Origin of the sequence: Micromonospora cremea (assembly GCF_900143515.1) — a bacterium.
Lineage (GTDB): Bacteria > Actinomycetota > Actinomycetes > Mycobacteriales > Micromonosporaceae > Micromonospora > Micromonospora cremea.
The window spans coordinates 4632082-4657690 of the sequence record NZ_FSQT01000002.1 but is presented as its reverse complement, the minus strand read 5'-3'; the positions used below and the strand labels follow the sequence as shown (position 1 = coordinate 4657690).

The following is a 25609-nucleotide window of genomic DNA, read 5'->3' as shown; positions in this document are numbered from 1 at the left end:
GTCGCCAGGTGGACATCCGGCGGCGGGCGCGGGGCCGTCGGATGTCCAGCGGGTTTCCGCCGGCCATCCGGGATCCGGTCGCCCCGCCGAGGCGGTGCCGTGCCGGACGGCGGTCAGCGGCGAGAGCCGCGCCAGCCGTGCACGGGCAGCCCGAACTTGGCGACCAGCCGGTCGGTGAACGGGCGGTCCCGCAGCCGGACGATGCGCACCGGCAGGGCGCCGCGCCGCACCGTGACCCGGGCGCCGGGCGGCAGGTCGTAGACCCGCCGGCCGTCGCAGCTGAGCACGGCGAGGGTGGTGAACGGGTCAACGGTGATCATGAACGTGGACGTCGGGGCGGTGACCAGCGGACGACTGAACAACGCGTGCGCGCTGATCGGCACCAGCAGCAGCGCCTCCACCTCCGGCCAGACCACCGGCCCGCCGCCGGAGAACGCGTACGCGGTGGAGCCGGTGGGGGTGGCGCAGACCACGCCGTCGCAGCCGTAGCGCGACAGCGGCCGACCGTCCACGTCGACGAGGAGTTCGAGCATCTGCGCTCGCTCGCCCTTCTCGACGCTGATCTCGTTGAGCGCCCAGGACTCGATGGTCGGGCCACCGTCGAACTCGGCCGTGACGTCCAGGGTGAGCCGCTCGTCCACGGTGTAGTTGCGCCCGACGACGTCACGGACCGCGGTGTCCAGGTCGTCGATCTCGGCCTCGGCCAGGAAGCCCACCTTGCCGAGGTTGATGCCGAGCAGGGGCGCCTTCGCCGGCCGGGCCACCTCGGCCGCCCGCAGGAACGTCCCGTCCCCGCCGAGGGCGAAGACGATCTCGGCGCCCTCGGCGGCCTCCGGGCCGGCGACCGGCACCACGCCGGGCAGGTCGAGGTCGTCGGCCTCCTCGGCGATCACCCGCACCTCGAAACCCGCGGCGATCAGATCGGCGGCGACGGCGCGGGCGTGCTCGGTACTACGCCGACGACCGGTGTGGGTCACCAGCAGCGCGGTCCGGCTCATCGCAGCGGCCGCCCGTTCAACCCGGAACGACGCCCTGCCGTCGCCGTCGCCACCCCGGAGCGGCCGCGTGTCCCGCGTGCCGTACCGGAACGCTCGCTGCACGCGTTCATCCTGCGACCTCCTCCGCCGCTGCGTCCGGCACGTCGCCGGCCGTCGTCAGGCCGTCCGGCCCGGCCGCCACCACGGCCCGCACCCGCTGCGGGTCGGCCGGCAGTGCGCCCCGGCGCAACCATACGAAGAACTCCACGTTGCCGCTCGGCCCGGGCAGCGGGCTGGCCGCCACATCGGCCAACCCGAGGCCGAGCCGCGCCGCCGCAGCGGCCACATCGAGCACCGCCTCGGCGCGCAGCTCCGGCTCGCGGACCACACCACCGGCACCGACCCGATCCTTGCCCACCTCGAACTGCGGCTTGACCATCAACGCCAGGTCGCCGTCGTCCCGGGTGCAACCGGACAGCGCCGGCAACACCAACCGCAGCGAGATGAACGACAGGTCCGCCACCGTGAGGTCGACCGGCCCACCAATCGCCTCAGAGTCGAGCGTACGGACGTTCGTGCGCTCCAGGACCCGGACCCGCTCGTCAGTGCGCAACGACCAGGCCAGCTGCCCGTAGCCGACGTCCACCGCCACCACCTCGGCGGCACCGGCGCGCAGCAGCACGTCGGTGAAGCCGCCGGTCGACGCGCCGGCGTCCAGGCAACGCCGGCCGGCGACGCTCAGCCCGGCCGGGCCGAACACGGCCAACGCGCCCGCGAGCTTGTGCCCGCCCCGGGAGACGTACTCCTCGGCCGGGTCGGCGCCGGTGACCAGCAACGGGTCAGCGGGGTCGACCATCGCGGCGGCCTTGCGCGCGGGCACCCCGCGCAGCTGGACGCGGCCGGCCTCCACCAGCGCGGCGGCCTGCTCGCGGGAGCGGGCCAAACCGCGGCGGACGAGTTCGGCGTCCAGCCGGTTGCGACGTGCCATGGGTGGTTCTCCGGTCTGCTCAGGCCTGGTCGTCCCGCTCAGGTCTGGTCGATGGTGGCGAGGGTTTCCCGCAGCGTCTCGTAGGCCGCCTCGTACTGCGCGATCTGGTCCACCGGGGCGAGCGTCGCCGCGTTGGCCATGGCCCGCACGGCAGCGTCGACGGCCGGGTGCCGCGCCTCGTCGTCCCCCAGATCCGGCGGCGGGCTCGGCCGCGCGCCGAACGACCCGCCCGCGGGTGGACCCGGCCGGATGCCCGGCGGCGGGCCCGGACGCGCGCCGGGCGGCGGGCCCGGACGCATGTCGCCGCTCACCGGTGGCTCCGGTCGGTCGGCGCGGCGCTCACCGCGCGTCGTCCGGCCGCTGCTCACCGACCGCCTTCTTGGCCGGCATGTCCGACGGAGTCGGGGCCTCGTCGCTGGTCCGGCTGATCGTCGCCGGTGGCTTTCGCGCGATGGCCTTCTTGACGACCGCCTTCTTCGCCACGGCCTTCTTCGCGACCGCCTTCTTCGCCACGGCCTTCTTGGCCACCGGCGCGGAGACCGGCGCGCCCGCCGGGCCGTCCGACGGCACCAGACCGGCGTCGGGCCGCGGGGCCCGGGGCGCCTCGGGCTCCGGGGCGGGACCGGCGGGCGGCCCGCTGGCCGGCTCGGCAGCCCGCGCCTCGCGCAACTGCCGTTCCAGGTCGCGCACCCGTCGGGTCAGCTCGGCCACCTCGTCCGCGGTCGCCAGGCCGACCGCGCCCAGCGCCCGATCGACCTCGAAACGGACCAGCTTGGTCAGCGCCTCCCGGTTGGCGGCGCCGGTGGTCACCAGCTCCTCGCCGAGGGCCTGGAGTTGGGCGGCGGTCGCGCCGCCGGAGCCGACGAGGCGACGCGCCACGTCCTGGGCCTTCTTCCGGGGCGCCTCCGCCAGGCCCATGGCCAATTCGAGGTAGGCGCGCCACGCGTCCTGCATGCCTGAATCCTTCCGCGGGGCGAGGTGTGCAGGTGTCACGCTACCGGGCACCCCGGACTGTCCTGTGCGGTACGGTGCCGAGGACGGCGTGGCGATCAGCGAGGGGGAGACGTGGCCAGCGTGGACGAGTGCCGGCAGGCATTACAGGAGCTGGCCGCCCGGCTGGATCGCAACGCCGAGACGGTCCGCGAACGGATCGATCTGGACCGCACGCTGGCCTGCCGGATCACCGACCTGGACACCGCCTTCCACGGCCGGATCAGCGGCGGGCGGCTGGTCGAGCTGACCGACGGCGACGACCCCAAGGCCAAGATCGCGCTGAGCACCTCCAGCGACGACCTGCTCGCCCTGGTCCGCGGCGACCTGGACGTCACCGGCGCGGTGGCCTCCCGCCGGGTGTCGATCAAGGCCAACCCGTTCGACCTGATGAAGCTGCGCAAGCTGCTCTGACGAGCGCCGACGCCGCTCGAGACCGGGTCATCCTCCCGCTGGCAGACCGAAGCTCTCCAACACGCGGGCCGCATCCGGACCCGCCGGGCGGATCTGCGGCACCGCCGGGGCCGACCAGGCCGCCGCGCAGAGCGCGGCCAGCGCGTCCAGCGCCCGACCCGAGCCGGCCAGCTCCAGCCCGCCATCGCGGGCCGTCACCGACCAGCCGCCGGCGTCCGCCGGGCCCGGGACCCGCACCACCGCCGCCGGGTCGAAGAGCCCCGCCAGGTCCTGCGCGACGTACGTGGGACGGCGCCCCGGCTCGGCGGCGAGCAGTTCGGGTACGCGGCTGACGCCGGTGAGCACGAGCAGACTGTCCAGCCCGGCCCGGCGTGCGCCCTCGATGTCGGTGTCCAACCGGTCGCCGACGATCAGCGCCCGGCCGCCGTCGCTGCGCCGGGCAGCAGTCTCGAACAGCGCCGCCTCCGGCTTGCCGACCACCACGTCAGGGTCCCGCTCCAGCGCCGTACGCAGCACGGCGACCAGCGCGCCGTTGCCGGGCAGTGGTCCCCGGCCACTGGGCAGCGTCCGGTCGGTGTTGGTGGCGATCCAGATCGCGCCGGCCCGCACCGCGAGCGACGCCTCGGCCAGCTCGGCCCAGCCGACCTGCGGACCGTAGCCCTGCACCACCGCGGCCGGCTTCTCGTCCGCCCGGGAGACCGGGGTCAGCCCGACAGCGCGCAGCTCGGCGCGCAAAGCCTCCGCGCCGACCACCAGCACCGGCGCGCCGGCGGGCAGCCGGTCGCGCAGCAGCTCCGCCGAGGCCGCAGCGGAGGTGAGCACCTCCTCCGGCCGGGCTGGCACGCCCATCCGGGTCAGCAGGTCGGCGACCTCGCTGGACCGGCGCGAGGCGTTGTTGGTGGCGTACGCCACCCCCCGCCCCTCGGCGTGCAGCCGGGCCACCGCCTCGACGGCGCCGGGGATCGGCCGGTCGATCAGGTAGATCACCCCGTCCAGGTCGAAGACGACCAGGGTGTACCCGTCGATCAGCCGCCCCCCGGCGTCCACGCTCACCGCTGCGTCGACCCCGACTCGTCGCCCCGGCCCGGAGCGTTCCCGTCGGTGTTCACCGCGTCGCCGTCGCCAACCGCATCGGTCCGGTCGGCAGCGGTGTCCGACTCAACGTTCCCGCTCGGGTGGCGATCCTCGTCCTCGCCATCAAGGTCCTCGCCTTCGCCGGAAGGGCCGGCAACGCCGTCCTCCTCGTCGTCGTCGAAGTCCTCGTCCTCGTCGTCGCGGTCGTCGTCGTCCTCGTCGTCGTCGAGGTCGTCCTCGTCCTCGTCGTCCTCGTCGTCGAGGTCGTCCTCGTCGTCGTCCTCGTCGAGGTCGTCCTCGTCGTCGTCGTCACCGGCGGCGAGCTCGGTGTCCGGTCGAGCCGGCACCGAACCGGGAGCACCCGGGCCTGCGGCGATCTCCTCGGCGGTCTCGTCCTCCTCGTCGCCCTCGATGACCACACCGTCGAGTTCCAGCAGCCGCTCCGCGGCATCGGTCTCGCCCTCGGTGTCCACGTCAGCGGCGCGGGAGAACCACTCGCGGGCCTCCTCACGCCGACCCACCGCGAGCAGCGCGTCGGCGTACGCGTACCGCAGCCGAGCCGTCCACGGCACGGTGGCCTCACTGGTGAGGTCCGGGACCTGGAGCATCGCCACGGCGGCGTCCTTCTGCCCGAGGTCGCCCCGGGCGCCGGCGGCGACGATCAGCAGCTCGATCGCCACGGCCTGGTCCAGCTTCTCCCGGTCGGCGCCGCGGAACAGGTCGATGGCCCGCTCCGGCCGGCCCAGGGCGCGCTCACAGTCCGCGAGCACGGCCAGGTGGCTCTGCAATCCGCTCATCCGGTGGTACGTGCGCAGCTCGGCGATCGCCGTCTGCCACTCCCCGGCGTGGTACGCAGCCAGGCCCACCGCCTCACGGACGGCGGAGATGCGCGACGCGAGCCGCCGGGCGGCCAGCGCGTGCGCCAGCGCCTCGGCCGGATCCTCGTCGATCAGCTGGCCGGTGGCCACCAGGTGCCGCGCCACCGTCTCGGCGACCGGCTTGTTCAGCGAGAGCAGCTCGGCGCGAACGTCCTTGTCGAGATCGGTCGCGAGGATGTCGTCCGGCAACGCCGGGGCCAGGCTGCGCCCGCCCTCGGACGAAGCGGAGCCCGCACGGTCATCCCGGCGGAACTCGCCCTCGCGACGCGGCCGCTCGTCGGCCCGGAAGCCACCTTCACGGTCGCCACCACGGTAGCCACCTTCACGGCGCTCGCCGCCGCGGAAGCCGCCCTCACGACGGTCACCGCCGCGGAAGCCACCCTCGCGGTCACCACCACGGAAGCCGCCGCCTTCACGGCGCTCGCCGCCACGGAAGCCACCCTCACGGGGCGCACCGCCCTCACGGCGGTCACCGCCACGGAAGCCACCCTCACGGGGCGCACCGCCCTCACGGCGGTCACCGCCACGGAAGCCACCCTCACGGGGCGCACCGCCCTCACGGCGGTCACCACCACGGAAGCCACCCTCACGGGGCGCACCGCCCTCACGGCGGTCACCACCACGGAAGCCACCCTCACGGGGCGCACCGCCCTCACGGCGGTCACCACCACGGAAGCCACCCTCACGGGGCGCACCGCCCTCACGGCGGTCACCACCACGGAAGCCACCCTCACGGTCACCACCGCGGAAGCCGCCCTCACGACGCTCGCCGCCGCGGAAGCCACCCTCACGGGGCGCGCCGCTTTCACGGCGGTCACCACCACGGAAGCCACCCTCACGGTCACCACCACGGAAGCCACCCTCACGGGGCGCACCGCCCTCACGACGGTCACCACCACGGAAGCCACCCTCACGGTCACCACCACGGAAGCCACCCTCACGGGGCGCACCGCCCTCACGACGGTCACCACCACGGAAGCCACCCTCACGGTCGCCGCCACGGAAACCGCCGCCCTCACGACGCTCGCCGCCACGGAAGCCACCCTCACGGGGCGCGCCCGGACGCGAGCCGCCACGCTCGCCACCACGGAAACCGCCCTCGCGGGGCGCGCCGCCCTCACGACGGTCACCACCGCGGAAGCCGCCCTCCCGGTCACCACCGCGGAAGCCACCTTCGCGGCGCTCGCCGCCCCGGAAGCCACCCTCACGGCGCTCGCCGCCCCGGAAGCCACCCTCACGGCGCTCGCCGCCCCGGAAGCCACCCTCGCGGTCACCGCCGCGGAAACCACCCTCGCGGGACGGGCCGGAGCGGCTGCGGTCGCCGCCCTGGTAACCGCCCTCACGACGATCGCCTCCACGGAAGCCGCCGCCCTCGCGGTCGCCGCCACGGTAGCCACCCTCACGGGGTGCGCCCGAACGCGAACCGTCGCGGTCGCCGCCACGGAAACCACCCTCGCGGGGAGTGCCCGAACGCGAACCATCGCGGTCGCCACCACGGAAACCACCCTCGCGACGGTCGCCACCACGGAAACCACCCTCGCGACGGTCGCCACCTCGGAAGCCACCCTCGCGGGGAGCGCCCGAACGCGAACCGTCCCGGTCGCCGCCACGGAAACCACCCTCGCGGGGAGCGCCCGAACGCGAACCGTCCCGGTCACCACCACGGAAGCCGCCTTCACGACGGTCGCCGCCACGGAAACCGCCCTCACGGGGGCCACCCGAGCGCGAGCCGTCGCGGTCGCCACCACGGAAACCACCCTCGCGGGGAGCGCCGGACCGCGAGCCATCGCGGTCGCCGCCACGGAAGCCGCCTTCACGACGGTCGCCGCCACGGAAACCGCCCTCGCGAGGTGCACCCGAGCGCGAACCGTCCCGGTCACCACCACGGGAACCGGCGTCGCGGCCGCCGGCGTATCCGCCTCGGGCGCCGCCGGCGCTGTCACGGTCTCCCCGGTACGGGGGACGGTCGTCGCGGCGCGGGCCGCGGTCGCGGCCGCCCTGGCCGTCAGTACGGTCTTCGTAACGACGGGGACGGTCTCCGCCCTGCGGTCCTGAACTCACAGGTACATCCTTCCTCATTGCGCCACCAATGGCGCTACGCAGTCGAGGGCCGACCCGGATGGGGCGGCCCTCGACTGGAAGATTGTCCGGCGGCGTCCTACTCTCCCACACCCTCACGAGTGCAGTACCATCGGCGCTGGAGGGCTTAGCTTCCGGGTTCGGAATGTGACCGGGCGTTTCCCCTCCGCCATGACCGCCGTAACTCTATCGACATGTCAAACAACACCACACAGTGTGGTCTGTTGTTCGTTTATCGAGAGTTGCACAGTGGACGCGTAGCAGCTTAGTAGTCAAGTCCTCGGCCTATTAGTACCGGTCAACTGAACCCGTTACCGGGCTTACATTTCCGGCCTATCAACCCAGTCGTCTAGCTGGGGGCCTTACCCCACAAAGTGGGTGGGATACCTCATCTTGAAGCAGGCTTCCCGCTTAGATGCTTTCAGCGGTTATCCCTTCCGAACGTAGCTAACCAGCCGTGCCCCTGGCGGGACAACTGGCACACCAGAGGTTCGTCCGTCCCGGTCCTCTCGTACTAGGGACAGCCCTTCTCAAGTATCCTACGCGCACGGCGGATAGGGACCGAACTGTCTCACGACGTTCTAAACCCAGCTCGCGTACCGCTTTAATGGGCGAACAGCCCAACCCTTGGGACCTGCTACAGCCCCAGGATGCGACGAGCCGACATCGAGGTGCCAAACCATCCCGTCGATATGGACTCTTGGGGAAGATCAGCCTGTTATCCCCGGGGTACCTTTTATCCGTTGAGCGACACCGCTTCCACTCGCAAGTGCCGGATCACTAGTCCCGACTTTCGTCCCTGCTCGACCTGTCAGTCTCACAGTCAAGCTCCCTTGTGTACTTGCACTCAACACCTGATTGCCAACCAGGCTGAGGGAACCTTTGGGCGCCTCCGTTACCTTTTAGGAGGCAACCGCCCCAGTTAAACTACCCACCAGACACTGTCCCTGAACCGGATAACGGTCCGAAGTTAGATACCCAAATCAACCAGAGTGGTATTTCAAGATTGCCTCCACCCATACTGGCGTATGGACTTCACCGGCTCCCACCTATCCTACACAAGCTAATTCGAGTACCAATGTCAAGCTATAGTAAAGGTCCCGGGGTCTTTCCGTCCTGCCGCGCGTAACGAGCATCTTTACTCGTACTGCAATTTCGCCGGGCCTGTGGTTGAGACAGTGGGGAAGTCGTTACGCCATTCGTGCAGGTCGGAACTTACCCGACAAGGAATTTCGCTACCTTAGGATGGTTATAGTTACCACCGCCGTTTACTGGCGCTTAAGTTCTCCGCTTCGCCCCGAAGAGCTAACAGGTCCCCTTAACGTTCCAGCACCGGGCAGGCGTCAGTCCATATACATCGAATTACTTCTTCGCATGGACCTGTGTTTTTAGTAAACAGTCGCTTCCCCCTGCTCTCTGCGGCCATACAACGCTCCACCCGCATGGGGCTTCACGTCTCCGGCCCCCCTTCTCCCTAAGTTACGGGGGCAATTTGCCGAGTTCCTTAACCACAGTTCGCCCGATCGCCTCGGTATTCTCTACCTGACCACCTGTGTCGGTTTGGGGTACGGGCCGCTAAGAACTCGCTAGAGGCTTTTCTCGGCAGCATAGGATCACTGACTTCACCTGAATCGGCTCGGCATCACGTCTCAGCCTTCATGTGTTGCGGATTTGCCTACAACACGGCCTACACGCTTACCCCGGCACAACCACCGGCCGGGCTCAGCTACCTTCCTGCGTCACCCCATCGCTTGACTACTACCCATCAGGTTCCCACGCTCCCCACCATCAGCCCGAAGGCATCAGACAGTTCGGGTGGTTAGCACAACGAGGTTCGTCAGGGACGCTCTTTCGCGGGTACGGGAATATCAACCCGTTGTCCATCGACTACGCCTCTCGGCCTCGCCTTAGGTCCCGACTCACCCAGGGCGGATTAGCCTGGCCCTGGAACCCTTGGTCATCCGGCGGAAGGGTTTCTCACCCTTCTTTCGCTACTCATGCCTGCATTCTCACTCGTGCCGCGTCCACAACTGGGTCACCCCGCTGCTTCACTCGCGGCACGACGCTCCCCTACCCATCCACACACCTGCACAAGGAATCAAGTCCAAGCGAGGTTAAAATGTGAATGCCACAGCTTCGGCGGTGTGCTTGAGCCCCGCTACATTGTCGGCGCGGGACCACTTGACCAGTGAGCTATTACGCACTCTTTAAAGGGTGGCTGCTTCTAAGCCAACCTCCTGGTTGTCTATGCGACCCCACATCCTTTTCCACTTAGCACACGCTTAGGGGCCTTAGCTGGTGATCTGGGCTGTTTCCCTCTCGACTACGAAGCTTATCCCCCGCAGTCTCACTGCCGCGCTCTCACTTACCGGCATTCGGAGTTTGGCTGATTTCGGTAAGCTTGTGGGCCCCCTAGACCATCCAGTGCTCTACCTCCGGCAAGAAACACGCGACGCTGCACCTAAATGCATTTCGGGGAGAACCAGCTATCACGGAGTTTGATTGGCCTTTCACCCCTAACCACAGGTCATCCCCCAACTTTTCAACGTTGGTGGGTTCGGCCCTCCACGCGGTCTTACCCGCGCTTCAGCCTGCCCATGGCTAGATCACTCCGCTTCGGGTCTAGGACACGCGACTGAATCGCCCTATTCAGACTCGCTTTCGCTACGGCTCCCCCTCACGGGTTAACCTCGCCACATGCCACTAACTCGCAGGCTCATTCTTCAAAAGGCACGCCGTCACCCCGTAAGGCTCCGACGGATTGTAGGCGAACGGTTTCAGGTACTATTTCACTCCCCTCCCGGGGTACTTTTCACCATTCCCTCACGGTACTCGTCCGCTATCGGTCACCAGGAAGTATTTAGGCTTACCAGGTGGTCCTGGCAGATTCACGGCAGATTTCAGGGGTCCGCCGCTACTCGGGAACACCCACAGAAGGTCAGCAACTTTCACCTACCGGACTTTCACCGTCTACGGTCAGCCATTCCAGACTGTTCGACTAGCCACTGACTTTGTAACTTCTCGAACAAGTGTCAGCTTGTTCAGCAGGGTCCCACAACCCCGACCACGCAACCCCTGACAGGTATCACACGCAGCCGGTTTAGCCTCAATCCGCTTTCGCTCGCCACTACTCACGGAATCACTAAATTGTTTTCTCTTCCTACGGGTACTGAGATGTTTCACTTCCCCGCGTTCCCTCCACACACCCTATGTGTTCAGGTGTGGGTGACACCACATGACTGGTGCCAGGTTTCCCCATTCGGACACCCTGGGATCACAGCTTGGTTGACAGCTCCCCCAGGCCTATCGCGGCCTCCCACGTCCTTCATCGGCTCCTGGTGCCAAGGCATTCACCGTTCGCCCTTGACAACTTGACCACAAAGATGCTCGCGTCCACTGTGCAATTCTCAACAAACGACCAACCCACAACCCAACAGCCCCACACCAGACCCGACAACCGCCGGCGGTATGTGGAACCAGGCCATGCCTGGCAGCCCGCGAAACACTCGTTCCGCTGAAGGCTTTCCGAAAGAAACAACCCATGGTTGTTCTTTCAGGACCCAACAGGGTGCTCTACGCCATCTCCCAGCCGCACCGAAGAACCAACCGTTCCCACCACCGCAAAGGTGGCTGTACTAGGCGTCCCGGCCGTTGCCAGCAGAAAACTCACCAGTGTCTCCGCCATCTGAGCACCCCGACCCGACATCCGCGGGCCGCGGGCTCCTTGCACCCTTTCAGGTGAAGGTGCTCCTTAGAAAGGAGGTGATCCAGCCGCACCTTCCGGTACGGCTACCTTGTTACGACTTCGTCCCAATCGCCAGCCCCACCTTCGACGGCTCCCTCCCACAAGGGGTTGGGCCACCGGCTTCGGGTGTTGCCGACTTTCGTGACGTGACGGGCGGTGTGTACAAGGCCCGGGAACGTATTCACCGCAGCGTTGCTGATCTGCGATTACTAGCGACTCCGACTTCACGGGGTCGAGTTGCAGACCCCGATCCGAACTGAGACCGGCTTTTTGGGATTCGCTCCACCTCACGGTATCGCAGCCCATTGTACCGGCCATTGTAGCATGCGTGAAGCCCTGGACATAAGGGGCATGATGACTTGACGTCATCCCCACCTTCCTCCGAGTTGACCCCGGCAGTCTTCGATGAGTCCCCGCCATAACGCGCTGGCAACATCGAACGAGGGTTGCGCTCGTTGCGGGACTTAACCCAACATCTCACGACACGAGCTGACGACAGCCATGCACCACCTGTGACCGCCCCCGAAGGACCTCACATCTCTGTGAGTTTTGCGGCCATGTCAAACCCAGGTAAGGTTCTTCGCGTTGCATCGAATTAATCCGCATGCTCCGCCGCTTGTGCGGGCCCCCGTCAATTCCTTTGAGTTTTAGCCTTGCGGCCGTACTCCCCAGGCGGGGCGCTTAATGCGTTAGCTGCGGCACAGGGAACCGGAGAGGCCCCCCACACCTAGCGCCCAACGTTTACAGCGTGGACTACCAGGGTATCTAATCCTGTTCGCTCCCCACGCTTTCGCTCCTCAGCGTCAGTATCGGCCCAGAGACCTGCCTTCGCCATCGGTGTTCCTCCTGATATCTGCGCATTTCACCGCTACACCAGGAATTCCAGTCTCCCCTACCGAACTCTAGCCTGCCCGTATCGACTGCAGGCCCGCAGTTGAGCTGCGGGTTTTCACAGTCGACGCGACAAGCCGCCTACGAGCTCTTTACGCCCAATAAATCCGGACAACGCTCGCACCCTACGTCTTACCGCGGCTGCTGGCACGTAGTTGGCCGGTGCTTCTTCTGCAGGTACCGTCACTCTCGCTTCGTCCCTGCTGAAAGAGGTTTACAACCCGAAGGCCGTCATCCCTCACGCGGCGTCGCTGCATCAGGCTTCCGCCCATTGTGCAATATTCCCCACTGCTGCCTCCCGTAGGAGTCTGGGCCGTGTCTCAGTCCCAGTGTGGCCGGTCGCCCTCTCAGGCCGGCTACCCGTCGTCGCCTTGGTAGGCCATCACCCCACCAACAAGCTGATAGGCCGCGAGCCCATCCCAAGCCGAAAAACTTTCCACCAAACCTCATGCGAGGCCAGGTCCTATTCGGTATTAGCCCCGGTTTCCCGGGGTTATCCCAAAGCTTGGGGCAGGTTGCTCACGTGTTACTCACCCGTTCGCCGCTCGAGTACCCCGAAGGGCCTTTCCGCTCGACTTGCATGTGTTAAGCACGCCGCCAGCGTTCGTCCTGAGCCAGGATCAAACTCTCCAACAAAAAATTGTCGAACAGCATCCTGACAACAAACAAATGTTGCCAAAGGAATCCCAACCAGCAATCCAAACGGATTACCAGTCCGGGGTATAAATCATAATTGGCACTGGCTTTTCAAGCACCCTGTTGAGTTCTCAAAGAACAACCACACACCGATCAAAAGCCCCAACCAGTGGGACCCCATCTCGGGGCTTTCCGTCCTCGTCCCTGACGCTAACTGGCGTCAGGCACTTTTACTACGTTACCCGCCGGTTTCCGCCGTGTCAAACCGCTGTTTTCGCGGCCCGTCGTGCGTCACCCCGTCATGCGGGCACCATGTATCGACCGGCTTGCGCCGCTCTGGTCATGGATTCGGCAGGCCGGCCGCCGCGGTTTCCCGCGAACTCGCCCGGTGCCCTGCCGGTCGTCAACCTTACCCGGTCGGTTCCGCCTCACCAAATCCGCCTCACGGCGACTCTGGGGCCCCTCCCGGTACCGGGTCTGAGAGGTGCAACCCCTCCAACCCGGCGGTCATTCCCGCGCTCCGGCCTTTCAGGCTTTCGCCTGTTTCGTCCGTTCCGCGCTGGCAGAGAGAAAGTTACGCGTCCGGCGGGATGATCGTCAAATCCGCCGGACGCGTCCCCCGTCACACCGTTGACAGGTACCTATTCGCGCAGCTCAACGCCCGCGAAGGAGCGCTTGCCGCGGCGCAGCACCAGGTACCGACCGTGCAGCAGGTCGGCCGGTGACACCGTGGCGTCCACCTCGGCCACCCGGTTGTTGTTGACGTAGGCGCCGCCCTCGGCGATCACGCGACGGCCCTCCTTGTGGCTGGGCACCAGGCCGGAGTCGCGCAGCAGGCCCGCCACGTCCGGCAACTCGCCGGCGAGCTGCACCAGGCCGGCCTCGGTCAGCGCCGCGCGCAGCGTCCCCGGGGCCAGCTCATCCAGTGAGCCCCGACCGAACAACGCCTGGCTGGCGGCGATGGCCTGCCGGGTCTCCTCCGGCCCGTGCACCAGGGTCGTCAGCTCCTCGGCGAGCGCCCGCTGTGCCAGCCGGGCCGCCGGCCGTTCGGCGGTCGCCTTCGCCAGTTCCTCCAGCTCGTCACGCGACCGGAAGCTGAAGTACCGCAGGTAGCGGTCGACCTCCCGGTCCTCGACGTTCAGCCAGAACTGGTAAAACGCGTACGGGCTGGTCAACATGGGGTCGAGCCAGACGGCGCCGCCCTCGGTCTTGCCGAACTTCGTGCCGTCGGACTTCGTGACCAGTGGCGTGGTGAACGCCTCCACCGGCCCGGCCCCGCGCCGGCGTACGTAGTCGACGCCGGCGGTGATGTTGCCCCACTGGTCGGAGCCGCCGAACTGGAGCTGGCAGCCATGCCGGCGGTGCAGCTCGAAGAAGTCGTTGGCCTGCAACAGCTGGTAGCTGAACTCGGTGAAGCTGATCCCCGTTTCCAACCGGGCCCGCACCACCTCCCGCGCCAGCATCTTGTTCACCGGGAAGTGCTTGCCCACATCGCGGAGGAACTCGACCACCGACATCTCGCCGGTCCAGTCCAGGTTGTTCACCAGTCGCGCCGCGTTGTCGCCGGTGTACGACACGAACGGCGCCAACTGCTCGCGGATCCGCGCGACCCAGCCGGCGATCACCTCGGGCGGGTTGAGCGTCCGCTCGGCGCTCTCCTTCGGGTCACCGATCTGCCCGGTCGCCCCGCCAACCAGCAACAACGGGCGGTGGCCCGCGAGTTGCAGCCGGCGGGCCATGGTGACCTGCATGAGGTGGCCGACGTGCAGGCTCGGCGCGGTGGGGTCGAAGCCCACGTAGAAGGTGGCGGCGTCCGCACCGTCGAGCAGCTCGCGCAGCTCGTCGAGGCCGGTCGAGTCCTGAATCAGGCCACGCCAGAGCAGGTCGTCGGTCAGGGAGTCCCGCCCGGGCGGCGGAAGGCTGCTGTCGGTCACGGTCGCCAATTCTCCCCCATCATCGGCAGCGACCCGTACCGGGTTTGCCGCAAGCCGCCCCGGTTAGGCTTGCGCCCCGTTGATCGAGGAGGGTTTGCCGTGGAGATGCCGGACCTGACGGGTGGCTTCGTCGCCCTGCTCGGCCTGAAGTTCGAGGAGGCGACCGCCGACCGGGTCGTCATCGGCTGGCGCGTCCGGCCCGAGCTGCACCAGCCGTTCGGCATCCAGCACGGCGGGGTGTACTGCTCGGTGGTGGAGACCGCGGCCAGCGTGGGCGGCTCGCTCTGGCTGGGCGACCGGGGCACCGTCGTCGGCGTCAGCAACCAGACGGACTTCCTGCGGGCGGTCCGGGAGGGCGAGCTGACGGCGGTCGGCACGCCGGTGCACCGGGGTCGCAGCCAGCAGCTCTGGCAGGTGGAGATCACCGACGCCGACCAGCGGCTGGTCGCCCGCGGCCAGGTCAGGCTGCAGAACCTCTCCCCCGCCTGACCCGACGCACCCACGCGTCGCGGCGCGCCCGCTCAGCTGCGGGCCTCGTCCAGCACCGGCTCGGCGTCCTGGTCGACGTCCGCCTCGTCCGGGACCCGGCTCAGCCGTACCTCGGTGATCGCCCGGTGGTCGATGCCCGCCACCACCAGCACCCAGCCGTCCAGGGTGACGTCCTCCCCCACGACGGTGGGGATGTGACCGAGGCGGGCCAGCACCAGCCCGGCGACGGTGGTGTAGTCGCCGGCCGGCCGGGACGGCAGCTCGACGCCGATGTCCGGCAGGTCGTGCACCGGGAAGGTGCCGGGCAGCACCAGCGCGCCGTCGGGGTCGCGACGCACCGAGTAGCCGTCCCGGTCGGTCTCGTCGTAGATCTCCCCGACGATCTCCTCCAGGATGTCCTCCAGCGTGACGATGCCGTCGACGGCGCCGCGCTCGTCCACCACCAGAGCGATGTGCTGGCGTTCGGCCTTGAACTGGCGCAGCGCGTCCACCACCGGCAGCGAGTCGGGCAGCAGCATCGGAGGGCGGGCGATCTCGTCGACCGGCCGGTCGTCCGGCACCCCCACCAGGTCACGCAGATGGATCACGCCGAGCGTGTCGTCCAGGCCGCCGTGGCGCACCACCGGTGCCCGGGAGTGCCCGGTGGCGGCCAGCACCAGTCGCGCGGACTCCGCGGTGGTCCCGCTGTCGAGCGTGAAGACCCGCAACCGGGGTACGAGGACGGCCCGCAACCGCCGGTCGGCGATCTCCACGACGCCGGCGATGATGGTGCGCTGCTCCTTGGTGAAGCCATGGTTGCCGGCGACGATGTCGCGCAGCTCGTCCGGGCCGATCTCGTCCGGCTGGTGCTTCGGGTTGAGCCCGACCAGCCGGACCACGAGGTCGCTGGTGGCGCCGAGGGCCCAGACGGCCGGTCGGGTCACGGTGGCGAGCAGGTCGAGCGGACGGGCCACCAGCAGCGCCCACCGCTCGGCGGACTGCATGGCGATCCGCTTGGGGGCCAGCTCGCCGAAGACCAGGGTGACGAAGGTCAGCGCGAGGGTGACCACCACGATCGCCACCGTCTCGGCGGCGCCCCCGAACACCCCGAGCAGCGGTACGAGGGGCTTGGCGAGCGAGACCGCCGCAGCGGCGGAGGCCAGGAAGCCGGCCAGGGTGATGCCGATCTGGATGGTGGCCAGGAACCGGTTGGGGTCCTTGGCCAGCCGTGCCAGGGTGCGGCCGGCGCGGCTGCCGCGTTCCAGCCGCTGGAGCTGGCTGTCGCGCAGCGAGACTAGGGCCATCTCGCTGCCGGCGAAGGCCGCGTTGACGATCACCAGAACTCCGACCAGGGCCAGCTGGCTCCAGTAGCTCTGCACGCCCGGTTCTCTCCCCTCGACCCCGACCCGGCCGGCCGCGGTGGCCGGCCCGCCGCCGACCGTGGCCCGGGCGGCGTCGCCCCTCTGTGCCCCGCGGGCGGGCCGCGCAATCCTCGTTGCCGGCGGGTCAGGCGGGCGCGGGCAGTTCCAGCACGTACGCGTCGCCCTCTGGGCGGAAGCCGAGCCGGTGGTAGTAGGGGGCGACCATGCCGGGCGGGCTGACCACCCGGCGGAAGCCGCGGTCGGTGAACAGGCGGCTGCGCCGGTAGACGAACTCGCCGGGGGTGAAGTCGCGGAACGGCGGGGTCACGTAGTCCAGGTCGATCTGAGCCACCCCGCCGGCCTCGGCGTGCGAGACCACCACGCCGACCACTTCGTCGGCGCGGACCACCAGGAACGCCGACCGGTCGGCGGCGGCCGGGTCCCAGCGGAAGTCCGGGTTGAATCGGGCGATGTCGGCGGCGTGCACCCGCAGGGTGTGGGCCAGGAATGCGTCGCCGGTGCCCACCTCGACCACTTCGTAGGTCTGCGCGTCGTGCCGGGTGGCCAGCATCTTCCGCAGGTACCAGACGTTGATCACCGTGAGCACCACGTTCAGCCCGACCATGGGCCACACGTGCACGGCGGAGTTGTAGCCGATCAGGATGAGGCAGCCGAGCAGGTTGAGCGCGCGCAGCCGCAGGATGCGGGTCTGCAGCAGCGACCAGACCAGCAGCGCGGAGCCGGCCCAGCCGACGAGTTCCAGCCAGTTCACCCCGGCGAGGGTAGCCCCCCGCCGGCTCGGGCCGGTCGGCGGGACGCGTTCGACCGGGGAGGTCGACCCGGGCGCGGCCGTCAGGCCGACGGCAGTTCGGTCAGCCGCCCCTCGCACTCGCGGTACTCGGCTCGGTGCGCGGACAGATCCACCGGCCGTCGTCCTTCGCCACGAGCGGCTCGCCCGCCCGGCCCACCCAGCCCGCCCGGCGGGCGGGAACTCCGACCATGAGCGCGAAGTCGGGAACATCCCGGGTGACCACCGCGCCGGCCGCGATCAGGGCCTACAGGCCGATCGAGACCGGCGCCACGCAGACGGCCCGCGCTCCGATCGCCGCGCCCTCGCCGACCACCACGCCGGCCGCTGTCCAGTCGTCGCCGCTCTTCAGCCGCCCCTCCGGGGTGACCGAGCGCGGGTACTCGTCGTTCGTGAGCACCGCGGCCGGCCCGATGAAGACCCGTCGGCCAGTTCCGCTGGCTCGTACACCAGGGCGTGGTTCTGCAGCTTGACGTTGTCGCCCAAGCGGACGCCCGGCCCGACGTACGCGCCGCGGCCGATGACGCAGTTCCGGCCGGCCGAGGCATGCTCGCGGACCTGAGCCAGGTGCCAGACGCGCGTGCCGGGACGGATGGTGGCACGTTCGTCCACATCGGCCGACGCGGCGATCTGCGCACCGTCGTGCGATGCCCAGTGGACGTCCGTCATCTCTCGTTCCCTCCGCGGTGCGGCGATCTTCTGTGGGGTGGAAACGGTAGACGTTCGGCAACAAGGGCAATGTCAAAAAGCCGACCCAGTGGCCGCAGAACGGGCCATTCGAAGTGCGCGGGCAGACCAAACGGACCGGATGACCCCGGCGGCACCGCCGGAATTCCCGGTCGGTGCTGGCGCTGGCGAGGACGACCTCGGTAGCTTGCCGAATGGACGTCGCCACCAACTCCCCCCTCAGCGGATTTTCCTGTCCTGACTAGCGAAACGGGTATCAGTGAACTCATCGCCCGCTGCCGTCGAACCAATCGGCGTTGCCGTCATCGGTGCCGGTTACTGGGGGCCGAATCTCGTGCGTAACTTCCAGACCTCTGACGCATTCCGGTTGCGCTGGCTCTGCGACCTCGATATGACCCGGGCCCGACGCGCGCTCGGTGACTACTCGACAGTCCAGGCGACCGACGACCTGGCCACGGTGCTGGCCGACGACGACGTACACGCGGTGGCCATCGCCACCCCGGCCGGCACCCACCTCGAGGTGGCGATGGCGGCGCTACGGGCCGGCAAGCACGTGCTCGTGGAGAAGCCGCTGGCGGCCGACGTCGAACAGGGGCGCGCGCTGGTGGCGGAGGCGGAGGGCCGGGGACTGTCGCTGATGTGCGACCACACCTACTGCTACACGCCCGCTGTGCTGCGCATCCGTGAGCTGCTGCACGGCGGGGAACTGGGCGAGCTGCAGTACCTCGACTCGGTACGAATCAACCTCGGGCTGGTCCAGCGCGACATCGACGTGATGTGGGACCTGGCGCCGCACGACCTGTCGATTCTCGACTTCATCCTCCCGTCCGGGGTGGCGCCGGTCTCGGTGGCCGCGCACGGCGCGGACCGGATCGGGGCGGGGCGGGCCTGCGTCGCCTACCTGACGCTGCATCTCAACACCGGCGCGATCGCGCACATCCACGTCAATTGGCTCTCCCCGGTGAAGATCCGGACCGCGATCATCGGTGGGTCGAAGCGGACCTTGGTCTGGGACGACCTCAACCCGAGCCAGCGACTCTCGATCTTCGACCGCGGGGTCGACGTGGCGTCGGCGGAGGAGCTCGGCGACGAGCAGCGCCGGGACATGCTGGTCTCGTACCGCTCGGGCGACATGGTGGCGCCGGCCCTGACGGAGCGGGAGGCGCTGCGGACCATGGTCGAGGAGTTCGCCCGGTCGATCCGCACCGGCACGCCCGCCCTGACCGACGGCCGGTCCGGCCTGCGGGTGATGGCCATCCTGGAGGCCGCCTCGCGCAGCCTCGCCAGTGGCGGATCAGTGGTCAATCTCAAGGATTGGACAAACGTGCACGGGCAAATCGTCGAAACCAGTAGGGCAATTGCTCAGTCCGGCGCGGAGCGAAGCGGAGCAACGGCATGAGCGCGGTGGAGACCGCCGGGACACGGGCCCTGGTCACCGGTGGAGCGGGCACGATCGGTTCCCACGTCGTCGACCAGCTGGTCGCCGGCGGCGCGGCTGAGGTCGTCGTCCTGGACAACTTCGTCCGGGGCTGCCGGGAGAACCTCGCCCGGGCCCTGCCGCACGCCGGTGTCCGCCTGGTCGAGGGAGACATCCGCGACGTCGGGCTGGTGCACGAGCTGACCCGCGGCAAGGACCTGGTCTTCCACCTCGCCGCCATCCGCATCACCCAGTGCGCCGAGGAGCCGCGGCTGGCCAACGAGGTGCTGGTCGACGGCACGTTCAACGTGCTGGAGGCGGCCGCCGCCGCCCGGGTCCGCAAGGTCATCCTGTCCTCGTCGGCCTCCGTGTACGGGCTCGCCGACGAGTTCCCGACCACCGAGCGGCACCACCCGTACCACAACGACACGTTCTACGGCGCCGCCAAGGCGTTCAACGAGGGCATGCTGCGCAGCTACCACAGCATGTACGGCCTGGACTACGTCGCGCTGCGCTACTTCAACGTCTATGGCCCCCGGATGGACATCCACGGCCTCTACACCGAGGTCCTGATCCGGTGGATGGAGCGGATCGAATCGGGTGTGCCCCCGCTGATCCTCGGTGACGGCCTGCAGACGATGGACTTCGTGCACGTCGCCGACATCGCCCGGGCCAACATCCTGGCCGCCCGGGCGGACGTCACCGACGAGGTGTTCAACATCGCCAGCGGCACCGAGACCAGTCTCAAGGAGCTGGCCCAGGCGCTCAGCGACGTGATGAAGTCCGACCTCGCACCCGAGCACGGTCCGGCCCGCGCGGTCAACGGCGTCACCCGCCGACTGGCCGACACCGCCGCCGCCGCGGAGAAGCTGAGCTTCCGCGCCGAGATCGGCCTGCACGAGGGGCTTCAGGGGCTGGTCGACTGGTGGCGGGCCGAGAAGTGAGCAGCACCCGGATCCCGGTGATGATCCCCCGCCTCGGTGAGGAGGAGGCGCAGGCCGCCGCCGACGCCGTACGGTCGGGCTGGGTGGCCCAGGGGCCCCGGGTGGCCCGGTTCGAGCAGGAGTTCGCAGCCCTGGTGGGCGCCGGCCACGGCGTGGCCGTCAGCTCGTGCACGACCGCACTTCATCTGGCGCTGGTGGTGCTGGAGATCGGCCCGGGCGACGAGGTGATCGTGCCATCGTTCTCGTTCATCGCCACCGCCAACGCGGTGCGCTACGTCGGTGCCACCCCGGTCTTCGCCGACGTCGACGTCCGCACCGGCAACCTGACGGTTGCGACGATCGACGCGGTGCGCACCGCCCGGACCCGGGCGGTGATCGCGGTGCACCAGGGCGGCGTGCCGTTCGACGTCGCCGCGCTGCGGAACGCCACCGGCCGCTGGGGGCTGCCGCTGATCGAGGACGCGGCCTGCGCCGCCGGGTCGACGGCGTACGGACGGCCGGTCGGCGCCGGCGCGACGATCTCGGCCTGGTCGTTCCATCCCCGCAAGTTGCTGACGACCGGCGAGGGCGGCATGGTCACGGTGGACGATCCGGAGTGGGCGGCCCGGCTGCGCCGGTTGCGGGAACACGGCATGAACGTCTCCGCGGCCGACCGCCACGCCAGCTCCCAGCCGGTCATCGAGGCCTACCTGGAGACCGCCTTCAACTACCGGATGACCGACATCCAGGCGGCGATCGGTCTCGTGCAGCTCGGCCGCCTCGCGGATCTGGTGGCTCACCGGCGCGCGCTGGCGGCCCGCTACCACGAGCTGCTGGCGGACCTCAAGGGTCTGGCCCCGGTCCGCGACCCCGAGTACGGCGAGACCAACTTCCAGTCGTTCTGGCTGCTGATCGACCCGGAGTACGGGACCGGCCGCGACGAGGTGCTCGCCGAGCTGGCCGCCGCCGGAGTGTCGGCCCGACGCGGCATCATGGCCGCCCACCTGGAGCCGGCCTACGCCGACGTGTCGCCCGCGCCGCTGCCGGTGACCGAGCGGCTGACCCGCGACTCGCTCATCCTGCCGCTGCACCACGCGCTGACCGAGGACGACCAGGACCACATCGTCGCCGTGCTCCGCAAGCTGGCCGCCCGCTAGGTCGGGCCGTCACGGGGCGACCGAACCCGGGGCAGGCGGGCGCGTACCACCACGCCCGCCCCGGGTGGTCACCACCTATGCGGGTCTGGGGACCAGCTGCGCCGTCGGGGCGCCGTCGATCGTGCCCACGACGTTGTTCGTCCAGTCGGTGAAGGTGACGGAGCATCCGGACCCGCACCGGCTCGTGTAGCCCCAGTGCGTCGGCCCGAATACGTTGTCGCGCAGTCGCAGCCCCTCACCGTCCTGGGCGTACAGCCCGAAGGCGCCGAGCGAGATGAAACTGTCGTGGACCTGGTAGTTGCGCAGCCGGGAGCCGCCCGAACTCTGGGTGAACAGCACGGCGGTGATGGCCTGCCAGTAGTTGGGGATCTCCGCGCCGGTGTAGGCGTTGACGCCCGGCTCGAGCCGGCTGTGGCTGATCTCCAGCGGACCGGTGCCGCCATAGGGGAAGACGCCCCCGGTGTGGGCCTGGGAGGGGTCGGCCAGGTGGGCGATGTAGTTGTCGTGGAGCCAGCTGTACTCGATGGTGGTATCCGCCCCGCAGAGGCACATGCCGCCGGTGTTCGCCACGTCGACGCGGCTGAGCTGGATCGTGCAGGTGGGGCAGTCGTTGATCGCGTGATCGGTCAACGGTGCACTCTTCATGCCCAGGCCCACCGGTTCGGGCCGGATGGTCGTGTTGCTGATGTTGAGGCGAAGGCTGCCCGAGGAATTCGCGTTGACCAGGATGGCCCGATTGGCGGAACCCGGTGGCGGCGCGATGATGGAGTTCGTGATGTTGACGGTGCCGTGACAGTTCGTGCCGATGTAGATGAAGGCATGGAAGTACTTGTGGTCGAGATTCACGGTGCCGTTGCACTCGTACAGGTCCCACTCCTTGCTCCCGGTGTCGTGCGGGAACACCTCCTGGTAGCCGGCCGGCACCGGCAGGCGGGCATCGGACTGGCGGTACCTGCCGACCCCGGGTGCGCCCACCGAGAAGCGCTGGGGGTACCTGCCGCCACCGGTGCTGTCGGGGTTCCCGGTGACGGTCGGAGTCGGTGCGGGCGGGGTGGAGCTGGGCGTCGGCGCTGCGGGTGGGGTGGAGCTGGGCGTCGGCGCCGCGGTCGGGGTGGGACTCGGCGAGGTGGGGCGGGGGGATGCCGTCGTGGGTCGAGGGGTAGGACTGGACGTGGCGGGAGCGCCGGGATTGAAGACGACGTCGACCCAGTAGTTGGTGGCCCGGTAGCCCCGGTTCGGGAACCCGCCCGCGCCGTACCGGTACACGCCGTTGGCGCCCTGCGACCCGTCGGCCGGCGCGCGCAACGGGCCCCGGCTGCGATCTGCGGCGAAGTAACGGTCGTCGGCCGAGTACTGCCCCACGTTGGTGTGGTATGACACCACGTACAGCGCATTGGCCTTGACGGCCACCGAGGCCGAGAAGGCGGCGTACTGCCATCCGGACGGGCTCTCGTTGGTGAACCGCACGGTGGCGAGCCTGGTGCCGTTGATCGCCCAGAGGCTGCCCGTGTGCACGCCGGTGTTCCTCCTCGACTTGTAGAACCGGACGCCGAGGACGCTGCCGTCCTGGGTCGCGGTGAATTTCACCCCCAGTTCCACGGCCTGTCTGTCCGGGTCGGTAACCGTGCCCGGTACTGCTGAGCTGCTCCACAGCGAGTACGTTCCGGAGGGTGCCGCCGCGGGCTCCGCGCCGCCCGGGCTGGTCGCGTAGCGACCAGCCAGCGCCGTCCCAGAGATCGCCACCGCGCCGGCAACGGCTAGCACGATGACCGCTCGCGAATTCCTGACCATGTGGTTCCCTTCTCCACAAGTGGTGTCACTCGACCCGGGGCGGGCGAACGCCGGTACGGAAGATGCGGTGTCGCGGACGTCGACGGCTGGTGCGTCCGACGCGATCCAGCCACAGCCCCAGGTGAGACTCCTCGCGTCGTCTGCCCTGGCCAGCGGCGGACGCGCGCGGGGGCCCGCCGCACGGTTCACGGGGGCGGCGAAGGCGTTGGGCTCAGCACCGCGTTCGCCGGGCGACCCGGGAGGATGCTCGCCTGACCCCTGCACGGGACACACCAACACAACGATCGAAATGCCGCTAAGTCACCGGTATCGACGTTGAACCATGGGTGACCTGCGCGGACGGCGTGAGCGAGGGACTCCTTCCGGTGTCGGGAGGAGCGGGCTCCGCTGTCGGGTCACGGTGCGCCGCACGTCGGCGGGCAGGTGACCTCAGGTGACGGGCTGCGGCGCGGTGGCGACCACGAGGTTGGTCAGGAAGGCCACCGTGGCCGGGGCGCACTCCCGCCGCCCCGCCAGCAACTCGTCCAGCCATGCGTCCCGGACGATGCCGGTGGTCCGCAGCGGTGCGAGGACGTCCGGCTCGCTGCGCCAGTGCTCGACCACGAGCGCCGCCACCTCGGCCGCGCCCAGCTGCGCCCGGCCGGAATGGCGCAGCCGCTGCCGTACCTTGCCGGACAGCTTCCGCGCGGTGACCCGGGCCGCCGCCGCGCGGTCACGGATGCCGCGTTGCCCCAACCGGGCGGGAACCAGCCCGGAATCCAGCGGCACCGCGGCCAGTTCGGCATCGAGCCGGTGGATGAGCTGCCCGGTCAGCAGGCCGCTCCCCTTCTGGTCGGGCGACACGGAGTGCGCCAACTGGATGAAGCGGCGATCGAACATCGGGTTGATGAAGAAGCGGTTGACGGCCGCGACCGAGCCATGCGCTCCCGCCCATCGCTGCATGCGCTGGTAGAGATAGAAGTAGTCGGTGGCCTGCAGCCATTGCGGCGGAGCGCCGTCGAAGGATGCCGTGATCCGTTCGAGCGCGTCGCTGCGGGCGGCGGCCACGAAGCCCGGTTCGAGTGCGCGGGCGTCGACGGCCTCGTTCGCGTAGAGGCGCCAGTTCGCCAACTGGCCGATCAGGTGGGGCGAGGTGGTCGCGTCGCGGGGCTGGCCGAAGTAGTAGAACCCGCGGCAGGCTTCCCCGCCGAGGCCGGAGAGGCGATGCCCCTGCTCGAGGTGGCCCTCGGCGAGGAGCAACGGGGCCAGGGCCAGCGGGCTGGCCATGCAGTCCAGCGCCGCCGCCGCTTGTAGCGCCGCGGAGTGCGCCGCGGCCGGCGTGACCGGTGGCTGCTCGTCCAGCCAGTGGACATGCAGATCCAGCCCACCCAGCGCGCTCAGCCGCTGGGCCAGCGTGGCGTCCGAGCCGCCCCGCACATCCAGGGTGAGCGCGCGCAGCCCTCGGCGAGTCTCCGGGGACAGCGCCGCGAGCAGGACGCGCGTGTCCTGGCCACCGGTCAACTGGAGCACGGTGCTGGGATGGTCAGCGAGGTAGGCCCCGAGGAACTCCCGCAGCATCCCGGCCATCTCGTCGGCGACCTCGGGCAGGGACGGTGCCGGGCCGTCCAGGGCGAGCGACTGCTCCACGTAGCGGTGCGTCTCGACCCGACCCGCGTCCAGCACCGCCAAGCATCCGGCGGGCACCTTCTCGACCTGCGCGAAGACCGTGCCGAGCCCCACCTGCCAGCCCACCAGGCCCTGCAGGCCGAGCGCCCCGTGGTCCAGCCCCGCCCCGGCCAGCGCGCCGAGCGCGAGCGCACTCGTCGACACCGCGGCCACACCATCGCCCTGCCACCAGAAGAGCTGCCGGAAGCCGAGCCAGTCCGTGGCCGCCACGATCGGCTCGCCGGGCCCGGAGCGGTGCGCCGCGGCGAACGGCGGCACCAGCGCGGCGAGCGCGGCGCCGTCCGCCTTCGTGCCCCGGCCCAACTGCTCGGCCAACTCGGCGGTGGCGACATCGGCGGTCCGGGTACGAGCCGCCCGGCCCAGGCGCAGTGTGAAGGCGTTGCCGCTGTCGTCGACCCGATCGCCCGGGTCCGCGCCCTGAAAGGCGAGCCAGCCGTCCTCGGTGGACAGCATCTGCGCATCGGCACCGAGGCGGGTGAGAGCCTCGGCCCGGGACGCCTCCTCGGTCGCGGTCAGCCTGCCCGGGGCGTACGAGACGGCGAGGAACGACTTCATCTCGGCAGCACCGTGGGCGGCGTTGCGATCTCACCTTGGGCAGACATGGCGGCCAGCGTAATCTCCGCCAACACCCAAGGAAAGCAGTCCCAATACGGCAAAGGCCATATGGGGTAACAGATTTCCGGCATGTCGGTGTCGACTTCCCGACCAAGGAAAACAGCTACCCTG

The 25609-nt window shown here is 69.3% G+C and carries 19 protein-coding genes and 3 rRNA genes; 6 read left to right on the top strand and 16 right to left on the bottom strand.

Features of this window, described 5'->3' with window-relative positions; genetic code table 11:
* Positions 1-113 precede the first annotated feature (113 nt).
* The 4 genes from BUS84_RS35310 to BUS84_RS35295 all read right to left on the bottom strand — a co-directional run bounded on the left by BUS84_RS35310 (position 114) and on the right by BUS84_RS35295 (position 2919).
* On the bottom strand, positions 114-998 hold the full coding sequence (locus tag BUS84_RS35310; protein WP_074319360.1) for an NAD kinase: 885 nt from the start codon (positions 996-998) through the stop codon (positions 114-116).
* Positions 999-1104: 106 nt separating this feature from the next.
* Complete coding sequence (locus BUS84_RS35305; RefSeq protein WP_074318641.1) at positions 1105-1965, bottom strand: TlyA family RNA methyltransferase; 861 nt, start codon at positions 1963-1965, stop codon at positions 1105-1107.
* Positions 1966-2003: 38 nt separating this feature from the next.
* Positions 2004-2264, bottom strand: coding sequence for a hypothetical protein (locus BUS84_RS35300; protein WP_074319359.1), 261 nt, complete (start codon positions 2262-2264; stop codon positions 2004-2006).
* A 40-nt stretch (positions 2265-2304) separates the two neighbouring features.
* The gene (locus tag BUS84_RS35295) at positions 2305-2919 is read right to left on the bottom strand and encodes a phasin family protein (RefSeq protein ID WP_074318640.1); all 615 of its coding nucleotides are present in this window, start codon (positions 2917-2919) and stop codon (positions 2305-2307) included.
* Positions 2920-3030: 111 nt separating this feature from the next.
* Between BUS84_RS35295 and BUS84_RS35290 the strand changes: the two genes are divergently transcribed.
* Positions 3031-3369, top strand: coding sequence for an SCP2 sterol-binding domain-containing protein (locus BUS84_RS35290; RefSeq protein ID WP_074318639.1), 339 nt, complete (start codon positions 3031-3033; stop codon positions 3367-3369).
* A gap of 27 nt (positions 3370-3396) precedes the next feature.
* Here the strand turns inward: BUS84_RS35290 and BUS84_RS35285 are convergent, their stop codons facing one another.
* Positions 3397-4422 (bottom strand): HAD-IIA family hydrolase, encoded by a 1026-nt coding sequence (locus BUS84_RS35285; RefSeq protein WP_074318638.1) that lies wholly within the window; start codon positions 4420-4422, stop codon positions 3397-3399.
* Positions 4419-5426 carry a hypothetical protein gene (locus BUS84_RS35280; protein WP_244298831.1) on the bottom strand — a complete coding sequence of 336 codons (1008 nt, stop codon included), beginning with the start codon at positions 5424-5426 and terminating at the stop codon, positions 4419-4421. Before BUS84_RS35280 ends, BUS84_RS35285 begins: the two co-directional genes overlap by 4 nt.
* Between BUS84_RS35280 and BUS84_RS39205 the strand changes: the two genes are divergently transcribed.
* A complete protein-coding gene (locus BUS84_RS39205) occupies positions 5361-7376 on the top strand; it encodes a hypothetical protein (protein WP_208869806.1) in 2016 nt (671 codons plus the stop codon). The two genes, BUS84_RS35280 and BUS84_RS39205, sit on opposite strands and share 66 nt — an antisense overlap.
* 90 nt (positions 7377-7466) lie before the next feature.
* Here the strand turns inward: BUS84_RS39205 and rrf are convergent.
* The 4 genes from rrf to tyrS form a co-directional block, all read right to left on the bottom strand.
* A 5S ribosomal RNA gene (gene rrf / locus BUS84_RS35275) occupies positions 7467-7583 on the bottom strand.
* Positions 7584-7668: 85 nt separating this feature from the next.
* Positions 7669-10777, bottom strand: a 23S ribosomal RNA gene (locus tag BUS84_RS35270).
* A gap of 378 nt (positions 10778-11155) precedes the next feature.
* A 16S ribosomal RNA gene (locus BUS84_RS35265) occupies positions 11156-12672 on the bottom strand.
* Together the 16S, 23S and 5S rRNA genes form the textbook arrangement of a ribosomal RNA operon.
* Positions 12673-13313: 641 nt before the next feature.
* Complete coding sequence (gene tyrS, locus BUS84_RS35260) at positions 13314-14606, bottom strand: tyrosine--tRNA ligase (protein WP_074319357.1); 1293 nt, start codon at positions 14604-14606, stop codon at positions 13314-13316.
* A gap of 105 nt (positions 14607-14711) precedes the next feature.
* Between tyrS and BUS84_RS35255 the strand changes: the two genes are divergently transcribed.
* Positions 14712-15095, top strand: a complete 384-nt coding sequence (locus BUS84_RS35255) for a PaaI family thioesterase (protein WP_208869982.1) — start codon at positions 14712-14714, stop codon at positions 15093-15095.
* A gap of 32 nt (positions 15096-15127) precedes the next feature.
* Here BUS84_RS35255 and BUS84_RS35250 read toward each other — a convergent pair whose 3' ends face one another.
* The 4 genes from BUS84_RS35250 to BUS84_RS40385 form a co-directional block, all read right to left on the bottom strand.
* Positions 15128-16453, bottom strand: a complete 1326-nt coding sequence (locus tag BUS84_RS35250) for a hemolysin family protein (RefSeq protein ID WP_074318636.1) — start codon at positions 16451-16453, stop codon at positions 15128-15130.
* 127 nt (positions 16454-16580) lie between these two features.
* Positions 16581-17207: a hypothetical protein gene (locus BUS84_RS35245; protein WP_074318635.1), complete on the bottom strand. Its 627-nt coding sequence runs from the start codon at positions 17205-17207 to the stop codon at positions 16581-16583.
* 283 nt (positions 17208-17490) lie between these two features.
* On the bottom strand, positions 17491-17643 hold the full coding sequence (locus BUS84_RS40390; RefSeq protein WP_244298941.1) for an LbetaH domain-containing protein: 153 nt from the start codon (positions 17641-17643) through the stop codon (positions 17491-17493).
* A complete protein-coding gene (locus BUS84_RS40385) occupies positions 17592-17912 on the bottom strand; it encodes an LbetaH domain-containing protein (protein ID WP_244298830.1) in 321 nt (106 codons plus the stop codon). Before BUS84_RS40385 ends, BUS84_RS40390 begins: the two co-directional genes overlap by 52 nt.
* 277 nt (positions 17913-18189) lie before the next feature.
* Here BUS84_RS40385 and BUS84_RS35235 point away from each other — a divergent pair, with 277 nt between their 5' ends.
* Genes BUS84_RS35235 through BUS84_RS35225 form a run of 3 tightly spaced genes read left to right on the top strand, consistent with a single transcriptional unit; the run spans position 18190 to position 21427 of the window.
* Positions 18190-19329 carry a Gfo/Idh/MocA family protein gene (locus BUS84_RS35235; protein WP_084757734.1) on the top strand — a complete coding sequence of 380 codons (1140 nt, stop codon included), beginning with the start codon at positions 18190-18192 and terminating at the stop codon, positions 19327-19329.
* Complete coding sequence (locus tag BUS84_RS35230) at positions 19326-20291, top strand: NAD-dependent epimerase/dehydratase family protein (protein WP_074318634.1); 966 nt, start codon at positions 19326-19328, stop codon at positions 20289-20291. Before BUS84_RS35235 ends, BUS84_RS35230 begins: the two co-directional genes overlap by 4 nt.
* The gene (locus tag BUS84_RS35225) at positions 20288-21427 is read left to right on the top strand and encodes a DegT/DnrJ/EryC1/StrS family aminotransferase (RefSeq protein WP_244298828.1); all 1140 of its coding nucleotides are present in this window, start codon (positions 20288-20290) and stop codon (positions 21425-21427) included. Before BUS84_RS35230 ends, BUS84_RS35225 begins: the two co-directional genes overlap by 4 nt.
* Before the next feature lie 75 nt (positions 21428-21502).
* Here the strand turns inward: BUS84_RS35225 and BUS84_RS36900 are convergent, their stop codons facing one another.
* A complete protein-coding gene (locus BUS84_RS36900) occupies positions 21503-23218 on the bottom strand; it encodes a DUF4082 domain-containing protein (RefSeq protein ID WP_084757733.1) in 1716 nt (571 codons plus the stop codon).
* 429 nt (positions 23219-23647) lie between these two features.
* Positions 23648-25438: an asparagine synthase-related protein gene (locus tag BUS84_RS35210; protein ID WP_074318633.1), complete on the bottom strand. Its 1791-nt coding sequence runs from the start codon at positions 25436-25438 to the stop codon at positions 23648-23650.
* Positions 25439-25609: the final 171 nt, after the last annotated feature.

Bases quoted from the DNA above. Each gene is read 5' to 3' on its own strand.
- BUS84_RS35310 (WP_074319360.1), bottom strand. From the start codon at position 998: ATGAGCCGGACCGCGCTGCTGGTGACCCACACCGGTCGTCGGCGTAGT.
- BUS84_RS35305 (WP_074318641.1), bottom strand. From the start codon at position 1,965: ATGGCACGTCGCAACCGGCTGGACGCCGAACTCGTCCGCCGCGGTTTG.
- BUS84_RS35300 (WP_074319359.1), bottom strand. From the start codon at position 2,264: ATGCGTCCGGGCCCGCCGCCCGGCGCGCGTCCGGGCCCGCCGCCGGGC.
- BUS84_RS35295 (WP_074318640.1), bottom strand. From the start codon at position 2,919: ATGCAGGACGCGTGGCGCGCCTACCTCGAATTGGCCATGGGCCTGGCG.
- BUS84_RS35255 (WP_208869982.1), top strand. From the start codon at position 14,712: ATGCCGGACCTGACGGGTGGCTTCGTCGCCCTGCTCGGCCTGAAGTTC.
- BUS84_RS40385 (WP_244298830.1), bottom strand. From the start codon at position 17,912: ATGACGGACGTCCACTGGGCATCGCACGACGGTGCGCAGATCGCCGCG.
- BUS84_RS35230 (WP_074318634.1), top strand. From the start codon at position 19,326: ATGAGCGCGGTGGAGACCGCCGGGACACGGGCCCTGGTCACCGGTGGA.
- BUS84_RS36900 (WP_084757733.1), bottom strand. From the start codon at position 23,218: ATGGTCAGGAATTCGCGAGCGGTCATCGTGCTAGCCGTTGCCGGCGCG.
- BUS84_RS35210 (WP_074318633.1), bottom strand. From the start codon at position 25,438: ATGAAGTCGTTCCTCGCCGTCTCGTACGCCCCGGGCAGGCTGACCGCG.